Here is an 8917-nt window from a genome sequence, read left to right as displayed (position 1 = left end):
TTCATGCCATCACCGGGCAAGATAAATTTCATCAAGTGATGCAAGGCATTGATGCCGCTTTTGATGCGGGTTTTGAGAAAGTCAAAATCAATGCCGTGCTGATGCGGGATGTTAATGACAAGAATCTCGGTGCTTTCCTCAACTGGATAAAGTCTCGCCCGATTCAACTGCGATTTATTGAATTGATGGAGACCGGTGAGGGCGGCAATTTGTTCCGCAAACACCATGTTTCCGGCAGCGTCATCCGCCAGCAATTGCTCCAGCAAGGCTGGCAGCAGCAAGAGCGCTCGCGCAGCGATGGCCCGGCTCAGGTGTTTCATCACCCGGACTATCTGGGCGAAGTCGGGCTTATCATGCCCTATGAGAAAGATTTCTGTGCGAGTTGTAATCGCCTGCGTGTTTCAGCGCTGGGAAACCTGCACTTATGCTTATTTGGCGAGCAGGGCATTACGCTGCGTGATTTGTTGGCCAGTGATGACCAGCAACATGAGTTAATGGCGCGGATTCAAAGCGCATTGCAAACCAAAAAGCAAACTCATTTCTTGCATCAAGGCAACAGCGGTATCACACAGAATTTATCGTTTATTGGTGGCTGATCGGCTGCAATATCAAGAACAAAGGTTATCTATGACCCAACTGACTCACATTAATGCCGCTGGCGAAGCCCATATGGTGGATGTCTCCGCCAAAGCTGACACTGTACGTGAAGCGCGAGCGGAAGCTTTTGTTGAAATGCATGCTACGACATTAGCGATGATTATCGAGGGCAGTCATCATAAAGGTGATGTGTTTGCCACAGCACGAATTGCTGGCATTCAAGCGGCCAAAAAAACCTGGGAATTAATTCCCCTGTGTCACCCGCTGCTGCTTACCAAAGTGGAAGTCCAACTGGAAGCGCAACCGGAACACAATAGAGTTCGCATCGAATCCTGTTGCCGCTTGACCGGTAAAACTGGGGTGGAAATGGAAGCCCTCACCGCGGCATCTGTTGCAGCTCTGACTATTTACGACATGTGTAAAGCCGTACAAAAAGACATGATAATTGGCCCGGTTCGTCTGTTGGCAAAAAGTGGCGGAAAATCCGGTGATTTTAAGGTGAACCCATGATTCAGATTCTGTTTTTTGCTCAGGTGCGTGAGCTGGTGGGAACCGATCGCTTGCAACTGGCAGCGGAATTCCCAACGGTTGAAGCTTTGCGCCAATCCCTATGTCAGCGGGGTGAGCGCTGGCAGTTAGCACTTGAAGAAGGTAAATTGCTCACGGCGGTGAATCAATCGCTGGTCAACATGCAGCACCCTTTAGTCGCGGGAGATGAAGTGGCTTTCTTCCCACCAGTGACCGGAGGTTGATGATGGACAACACGCGTATCCGTGTCGGGCCGGAGGCATTTAATGTCGGCGAGGAGTACATCTGGTTGTCACAGTGCGATGAAGATGGCGCGGTGGTCACCTTCACCGGCAAAGTCCGAAATCATAATTTGGGGGCTAATGTCAGTGCGTTGACGCTCGAGCATTATCCAGGGATGACAGAAAAAGCGCTGGAAGAAATTATTGCTCAAGCGCGCAGCCGCTGGCCCTTGCAGCGCGTATCAGTTATTCATCGGGTGGGGCCGCTGTTTCCCGGCGATGAAATTGTTTTTGTCGGTGTGACCAGTGCTCATCGCAGTATGGCGTTTGAGTCGGCTGAGTTTATTATGGATTATCTGAAAACACGGGCACCATTCTGGAAACGCGAAGCGACCACTGACGGCGAACGTTGGGTCGAATCACGCGACAGTGATCATGCCGCTGCCAGGCGTTGGTAAACTGTACGTAAACCCGTGTAAAGATCGGCCCTAAACATCTATTTTTACTCCCTTGTTTGCCCTATTTCTGTGGTACCCTTAAAGAGTCGGTGGGCTGTCAGTTGATAGCCTGTATCATTATTTATATGCATAAGGTAACTACCATGGATCGCTATCCACGCTCTAATGGTTCAATTGTCGAACGTGCCAACTCTGGCATTCAGGCATATATGGCGCAGGTATACGGCTGGATGACCTGTGGTCTGTTATTAACAGCAGTAGTCGCTTGGTACGCAGCGAACACGCCTGCGGTAATGAATTTTATCTTCTCCAGCCAGATCACCTTTTTCGGGCTGATTATTGTTCAATTAGGTCTGGTATTTGTTATTTCAGGCATGGTTAACCGCTTAAGCGGTTCAATGGCTACCAGCCTATTTATGTTGTATTCGGCGCTGACGGGCCTGACACTGTCTAGCATTCTTATCATGTACACCGGCGCTTCTATTGCCAGCACATTTATTATTTGTGCCGGGATGTTTGGTGCGATGAGTGTGTATGGCTATACCACTAAACGTGATTTGAGTGGTATGGGTAGCATGCTGTTTATGGGCTTGATCGGTATCGTGTTGGCTTCTATCGTTAATATCTGGCTGAAAAGCCCGGCATTGATGTGGGCTGTCACTTATATCGGCGTGTTGGTGTTTGTTGGTCTGACTGCTTACGATACTCAGAAACTGAAAAATATGGGTGCACAGTTGGATTCTAATGATAGAGATAATTTCCGTAAATATTCTATCGTCGGCGCATTGACTCTGTATCTTGATTTCATCAACTTGTTCCTGATGTTACTGCGGATCTTCGGCAACCGCCGCTAAGCGGGTTGATTAAGAGCTGCTACGCGGCAGATTCGCCCGGCGTATACTGCTCAAAATTTGAAAGGACACCAGATTGGTGTCCTTTTTGCTTTTTGGTGAGCGGATATACAGTACTAACGATTAAATCCCCTACGCAATTTTCCGTCTAAACATTCCATACGCCACACTACCTGTCGTGGCTGTTATCACCAACAGCGGCCACAAGCTGTGCCAGATAATATCGAAACTGGCATCCTTGAGATAAATCTGTTTGGTGATGTCAGTAAAGTGGCGGATAGGATTGATCCACGTGATGTTTTGCAGCCAGATGGGCATGTTCTCCACTGGGGATACATAACCAGAAAGCAGGATTGCCGGCATCATAAAGACAAATACGCCGATAAATGCTTGCTGCTGAGTGGAACATAGCGATGAAATCAATAAGCCAAAACCGACCAGCGACAGGCCGTAGAGCAACATAGTGCCGTAGAACAGTGCCAGTGACCCTGCAAAAGGAATTTGGTAGAAAAATATCCCGATAAACAACACGATGGTAGCCTGGAATGTGGCCACTATCAGCGCCGGAACCGCTTTGCCGATAAAAATCTGCCAGGTTGTCAGTGGCGAAACCAAAAGTTGCTCCAACGTGCCTTGTTCTCGCTCTCGCGCCACTGACAGAGACGTCACAATCAGTACGCCGATAGTTGTAATCATCGCAATCAATGAAGGCACTACAAACCATTTGTAATCCAAGTTCGGGTTATACCAGTTTCGAATCACCAGCTCGCTGTTATTGGGCTTAACTTGCCCCTTAGTCAATTCTAATTGGTACTCCTGCACGATTTGCTGAATGTAATTTGCCGCTATCTGAGCACTGTTGGAATTGCGCCCATCTAGTACGAGTTGTAGCTGAGTCATTTTGCCATTTGCCAAATCCGCACTGAACTGCTCAGGAAAGCGAATCAACAGCAGCGCTTTCTGATTATCAATGACGGGCTGAATCTCTTGTGGGCTGTGCAGTAGCAAGACGTGAGAAAAGGCTTCGGCTTTAGCAAAGCGCTGGGTGAGTTCGACCGAGGCCTTACCGCTATCCTCGCTGTAAATGGCGATAGTGGCATTGGTCACTTCTAATGTGGCGGCAAATGGGAATAAGATCACCTGCAATATCACTGGCATGATTAATATTGCACGGGTTTGCGGTTCACGTAGTAGCGACTGCAACTCTTTAATAATCAATGTGTAGAGGCGATGAAACATTGCCAACTCCCTTCTGCTAATCGAGTCGACGACTTAATCTAATCGACGATGAGTTTTCCAAGCTGTCAGGCCAATAAAGACCACGGCTGATGCGATCAGGAACAATAGGTTAATCACCAAAACGGTACCGATATTCCCCGCCAAAAACAGAGTTTGCAGGCTACTGACAAAATAGCGGGCAGGAATGATATAGGTCACGGCGCGGACAACGGCTGGCATACTGTCGATTTGGAAAATAAATCCAGACAGCATAACCGCGGGCAGGAATGCGGCGTTCAATGCCACCATAGCAGCATTGAACTGGTTGCGGGTGATAGTCGAAATCAATAATCCCATGCCCAGTGTGCTGGCTAAGAACAAGCTGGTCATGACAAACAATATCCACAATGAGCCACGATAAGGTACACCGAGGATAAACACCGCGACCACCATACATAGCGTCATAGCGACCATGCCGAGCACGTAATAGGGGATAAGTTTCGACAACAACAATTCACTGCGCGTGACCTGAGTCGACAGTAACGCCTCCATGGTGCCGCGTTCCCATTCGCGGGCGATCACCAGCGACGTCAGGATCGCGCCAATCACTGTCATGATAATAGTGATGGCACCTGGAATAATAAAATGTCGGCTGATGGCAGCAGGGTTAAACCAATAACGCACCTGAATCTCTATTAACGGATCATTCTTTTGCCCCAGATTTTGTGCCTGCTGCTGTTGCCATATTTGCCATACACCTTGAGCATAGCCTTGCACAAAGTTGGCTGTATTTGGCTCACTGCCATCAGTAATTACCTGAATTGGGGCTTTACTCTCAGGCCGTGCAAGTTGCTCGGCAAAGTCATTGGGAATCACAATAAGCCCACGAATTTTACCGGCCTGCATCACCTGAATCAGTGCCTGACGGTTATCACTAATTTGTGGCGAGATATAGGGCGAACTGGCGAAGGCGTTAGCCAAATCTTGTGCGGGTTGGCTCTGTTGTTCCATCAAAATGCCAATATGCAGCTTGCTCGAATCCAGATTGATACCGTAGCCAAATATAAACAGCAACAATAGGGGGATGACAAAAGCAATCAGCCCGCTGCTTGGGTCACGTAGAATTTGTCGGGTTTCTTTATTGCACAGCGCCCGTAAGCGACGCCAGGAGAATCCGGTGTCTTGATAAGTTTCACTCTCATTTACCGGCGATTTATTTACATGGGAATCATGTGGCTCGGTCATGATTGCTGCTCCTTATCGTTTTGCTGGTCATAGCGCAGGACCAATCCGATAAATGCTTCTTCCATCGATGGATTCGGATTTTCATCAGTAGCAACTTGCTGTTTTAGCTCATCCGGTGTACCTGCGGCGATGATTTTGCCGCGATAAACCAGGCCGATGCGATCACAATACTCCGCTTCATCCATAAAATGAGTGGTGACCATGACCGTCACACCTTTGTCGACCATCCCATTGATATGCAGCCAAAATTCACGGCGAGTGAGAGGGTCAACACCTGAAGTTGGTTCGTCCAGAAACAGGATGTCGGGTTCATGCATCAGGGCGCATGCCAGCGCCAGGCGCTGTTTGAATCCAAGCGGTAGTGAATCGGGTGTTTGTTTGAGAATCGGCGTGAAATTAAACGCTGACGTCATATCGGCAATTTTATCGCGCTGGATTTTACCCTGTAGGCCATAAACACCGGAGAAAAACTTCAGGTTTTGCTCCACTGTCAGGTTGCCATACAGTGAAAATTTCTGCGCCATATAACCCAAATGTTGGCGTGCTTTACCTGAGCTGGTTTTCAGGTCCATACCCAGCACTAATGCCTTGCCACTACTGGGAACCAGCAAACCACACATCATCTTAAAGGTGGTCGATTTACCCGCGCCATTCGGCCCGAGTAAGCCAAATATCTCGCCACGTTTTACTTGAAAATTCACATGGTCGGTGGCGGCGAAATCACCAAATTTCTTGGTTAACTCTTGGGCTTCAATCACTGTTTCGTCATGACTACCTTCGACTTTGGGCATAATTTTTGCCAAAGCAGACTCACTGGCCGGGCCGCCGCCCAGCAAGTCAATAAAGGCATCTTCAAAGCGCGGTTCGGCCTCCATGATTTCGCCATTAGGTTGATTTAACAGGGATAATACCTGACTGTGATCCACTTCTGGTTTGAGGATCAATCGCACATATTTTCCCTGAATAACCCCATCACTGACCTGTGGTAACGTCAAGGCGTGCTGTAATAATTTGCGGTTAGTTCCAGTTTGGGCGGCGACTAAAATAGTTCGGCCACGCATACGCTGTGTAAGTTCCTGCGGCGCACCGCTATAAAGCAACTTCCCTTCATTGAGCAGCAAAACTTCGCGGCATTGCTCGGCTTCATCCAGATAGGAGGTACTCCACAGGATAAGCATGCCGTCACTCGCCAACTCATGAACCATGCGCCATAACTCGCGGCGTGAGATGGGGTCGACACCGACACCTGGCTCATCAAGCAACAAAACTTTCGGTTGGCCCACCAAGGTACAAGCCAGCCCCAGTTTTTGCTTCATACCGCCAGAAAGCTTGCCCGCCAGCCGTTCAGTAAAACGGGTCAAATCGGTAAAAGTCAGCAGGCGCTCAAATGTCTGGCGGCGTTGTTCACCGGTAACACCGCGTAAATCGGCATACAGTGTCAGGTTCTCCATCACCGTCAAATCTTCATACAAACCAAATTTTTGCGGCATATAACCGAGGATTGAATGCAACTGGCGATCATTTTCCACCGGGTCGAGACCCACAACTGTCAGCTTGCCATGACTGGGTTTGAGCAACCCTGCCAACATTCGTAACAGTGTGGTCTTACCGGCACCATCAGGCCCGACCAAACCGGTGACTGCCCCGCTGCGAATTTCAGTGGTCAGGCTGGCAACGGCAGGGCTCTCCAGTCCGGGGAAGGATTTTTCGACACCTTCCAAAGTAATAAGATGCTGGATGCCATTCATAGCTCATACCACCTTAAGGTTGTACAAAGCGGACAGTGACCGGCATACCCTGGCGCAGCGACTCATCGGCATCGGTGATGATAATACGTAAGCGATAAACCAGGTCGGTGCGTAAATCCGGCGTTTCCACACTCTTAGGAGTAAATTCGGCGGTCGGCGAAACAAAACCGATTTTGCCGTGATAAGGCTTATCTGGGCGGCCATCGGTAAAGACTTCGACCTCAGTCCCAGGAATCGCTTGACCCAAATGACGCTCGCTGACATAGGCCCGCACCCAAACAGGATCCGTCAGAGAGAGCGTAAAGACGGTGTTGCTGGCAGATAGAATGGTGCCAGGCTCAACTGCACGTGTCAGTACTGTCCCGCCAGAAGGAGAGAGTAGGGTGGTATCTTGCAAGTTGAGCTGGGCTTGCGCCAATTCAGCTTCACTTTGCGCCAGATTTGCTTCGGCTTGCGCAATCTCTTGCGGGCGGTTACCGCTTAAGTATTGAGCCAGCTTATCTTTCGATGCTTGCAGATTGGCTTGAGCCTGATTACGCGCGGTGCGGGCATTTTCCAATTCATTAGCAGAAGTGGCTTTATTGGCCCACAGCCCTTGTTGGCGTTTAAGGAAGCTGTCAGCGTAACTGAATGCAGCCTCGCGTTGGGAAACCTCAGACCTGACCTGGGCAATCTCCTCCTCCCGATAGCCCGCTTTGAGTAACGCTAACTGAGCTTGTGCACTTTGTACATTCGCCTGCGCTTGTTTGAGGGCGTTGACATAAGGGCCATCATCCAGTTTTCCTAACACTTCACCCGGCTGAATTTTATCGCCTTCATCGACCGTGAGAGAGGCTAGCCGGCCACTGACTCTAAAGCCCAGATTCACGGTACGAATATCGACATTGCCGTATAACGTCAATATGGCGTCTTGTTGTTGGCGATAGTAACTCCATCCGTAACCTATTGCCGCCAACAGAGCGACAATAACGACGGCCACTATAATCTTCTTGCGATTCATAATGCTCCCTATCTGTTACCGATTTTTATGACAACCAGGTCAGTGATTTCACCCTAATGTTTTAGCCCGCAGCCCATAAAGCAACAGGTCAATATGTTCGATAAGTACTTGATTAATCATCTTACTTTCCGACTCGCCGATTTCCAGCCACCCGGCTTGTCGACGGATAGTCTCCCGCGCCATACGGAAAGCCAGCACCTCACCAATCAATGCATGAGTATGAAGAATGGTTTTTGTAGCACTTGCATCTGCACCAATGAATGCCGCCAGCAATAAATTCATTTTTTGATGTAAGGGAGAAATAGCCTGAGCATGAATTAGCGGGTATGCATCTGTGGGGGAAAGTTGCTCTCGCGCCATGATTTTGCTGATATTTAGCGTTTCTGGCTGTGTCATTAAGTGGCTGAATTCTAATAAGCCGCGGCGGATATAATGCAACTGCTGTTCCGGGCTTTGTTCCTGGCTCGGTAGCAACAGAAACTGGTCAATTTCCAATGCCAGTGGCGCGAAAGCCTGTTGGATAAAATCTGCAATTTGTTGCGCCACCGCCAGATACAAACCTTCTTTAGAATTGAAGTAGTAGGTAATCGCGGCAATATTCTGGCCGGCCCGCTGAGCAATCTCACGGGTGGTAGCCCCTTTCAAACCCTGTTCGCCGAACAACTCGGTCGCCGCTTGTATCAGTTGTTGACGGGCTTGTTCACCGCGAGAGGTGGCAGGTATTGCTGGTGTCAGATTGTGAGGTGTGGAATGGGACATAGGCTCCAAACTCAGTACAATTCCCCTGCAGGGGGAGAGATGAATAAAATTTATGCTAATAATAGTAATAGCTAAATAATAAATCAATCATATGATTAACTTTAGGCCGCTACTGAGAATATGTAAAGTTATGGCCGGAATTCGCCCTGTTTTTGTGATCGCAAGTGGGTTAATCGATAGAAATAAATCAATTTTCTTGATGTTTGAGTTAATAAAAATCTTAAGAAACGTGTAAATATCCCTTTTCCTGCTAAACATCTGTTATAATCAGCCGCAATGGTGCACTGCAGTT

9 protein-coding genes and 1 pseudogene are annotated in these 8917 nt (G+C 48.7%); 5 read left to right on the top strand and 5 right to left on the bottom strand.

The features are described 5' to 3' along the window. The 5 genes and pseudogenes from moaA to ACNSO8_RS01840 form a co-directional block, all read left to right on the top strand. Positions 1-596 (top strand): annotated as a pseudogene (gene moaA / locus ACNSO8_RS01860) (GTP 3',8-cyclase MoaA); the annotation flags it as partial. Positions 597-627: 31 nt separating this feature from the next. Further along, positions 628-1107, top strand: coding sequence for a cyclic pyranopterin monophosphate synthase MoaC (gene moaC, locus ACNSO8_RS01855; RefSeq protein WP_019081107.1), 480 nt, complete (start codon positions 628-630; stop codon positions 1105-1107). Further along, positions 1104-1349, top strand: coding sequence for a molybdopterin synthase sulfur carrier subunit (gene moaD, locus ACNSO8_RS01850; RefSeq protein WP_005168089.1), 246 nt, complete (start codon positions 1104-1106; stop codon positions 1347-1349). The genes moaC and moaD overlap by 4 nt, the downstream gene beginning before the upstream one ends. A gap of 2 nt (positions 1350-1351) precedes the next feature. Further along, entirely contained in the window at positions 1352-1804 is a 453-nt protein-coding gene (moaE, locus tag ACNSO8_RS01845) for a molybdopterin synthase catalytic subunit MoaE (protein WP_026018031.1), read from the top strand. 143 nt (positions 1805-1947) lie between these two features. Next, complete coding sequence (locus tag ACNSO8_RS01840; RefSeq protein ID WP_005158923.1) at positions 1948-2658, top strand: Bax inhibitor-1 family protein; 711 nt, start codon at positions 1948-1950, stop codon at positions 2656-2658. 129 nt (positions 2659-2787) lie between these two features. Here ACNSO8_RS01840 and ACNSO8_RS01835 read toward each other — a convergent pair whose 3' ends face one another. The 5 genes from ACNSO8_RS01835 to cecR are packed head-to-tail and all read right to left on the bottom strand — an operon-like array spanning position 2788 to position 8625. Continuing rightward, entirely contained in the window at positions 2788-3894 is a 1107-nt protein-coding gene (locus tag ACNSO8_RS01835; protein WP_005168094.1) for an ABC transporter permease, read from the bottom strand. Between the two features lie 33 nt (positions 3895-3927). Further along, positions 3928-5118: an ABC transporter permease gene (locus ACNSO8_RS01830; protein ID WP_019082701.1), complete on the bottom strand. Its 1191-nt coding sequence runs from the start codon at positions 5116-5118 to the stop codon at positions 3928-3930. Then, positions 5115-6866 carry an ATP-binding cassette domain-containing protein gene (locus ACNSO8_RS01825; RefSeq protein ID WP_019082702.1) on the bottom strand — a complete coding sequence of 584 codons (1752 nt, stop codon included), beginning with the start codon at positions 6864-6866 and terminating at the stop codon, positions 5115-5117. Before ACNSO8_RS01825 ends, ACNSO8_RS01830 begins: the two co-directional genes overlap by 4 nt. A 13-nt stretch (positions 6867-6879) precedes the next feature. Further along, the gene (hlyD, locus tag ACNSO8_RS01820) at positions 6880-7866 is read right to left on the bottom strand and encodes a secretion protein HlyD (protein ID WP_057620971.1); all 987 of its coding nucleotides are present in this window, start codon (positions 7864-7866) and stop codon (positions 6880-6882) included. 48 nt (positions 7867-7914) lie between these two features. Continuing rightward, entirely contained in the window at positions 7915-8625 is a 711-nt protein-coding gene (gene cecR, locus ACNSO8_RS01815) for a transcriptional regulator CecR (RefSeq protein WP_019082704.1), read from the bottom strand. Positions 8626-8917: the final 292 nt, after the last annotated feature.

This window comes from Yersinia sp. LJYL362, from assembly GCF_048323875.1.
Note: the sequence above shows the minus strand (reverse complement) of the source record. Positions and strands in the feature narration are given on the sequence as shown.

Bases quoted from the DNA above. Each gene is read 5' to 3' on its own strand.
- ACNSO8_RS01830 (WP_019082701.1), bottom strand. From the start codon at position 5,118: ATGACCGAGCCACATGATTCCCATGTAAATAAATCGCCGGTAAATGAG.
- ACNSO8_RS01825 (WP_019082702.1), bottom strand. From the start codon at position 6,866: ATGAATGGCATCCAGCATCTTATTACTTTGGAAGGTGTCGAAAAATCC.
- hlyD (WP_057620971.1), bottom strand. From the start codon at position 7,866: ATGAATCGCAAGAAGATTATAGTGGCCGTCGTTATTGTCGCTCTGTTG.
- moaE (WP_026018031.1), top strand. From the start codon at position 1,352: ATGGACAACACGCGTATCCGTGTCGGGCCGGAGGCATTTAATGTCGGC.
- moaD (WP_005168089.1), top strand. From the start codon at position 1,104: ATGATTCAGATTCTGTTTTTTGCTCAGGTGCGTGAGCTGGTGGGAACC.
- ACNSO8_RS01840 (WP_005158923.1), top strand. From the start codon at position 1,948: ATGGATCGCTATCCACGCTCTAATGGTTCAATTGTCGAACGTGCCAAC.
- cecR (WP_019082704.1), bottom strand. From the start codon at position 8,625: ATGTCCCATTCCACACCTCACAATCTGACACCAGCAATACCTGCCACC.
- moaC (WP_019081107.1), top strand. From the start codon at position 628: ATGACCCAACTGACTCACATTAATGCCGCTGGCGAAGCCCATATGGTG.
- ACNSO8_RS01835 (WP_005168094.1), bottom strand. From the start codon at position 3,894: ATGTTTCATCGCCTCTACACATTGATTATTAAAGAGTTGCAGTCGCTA.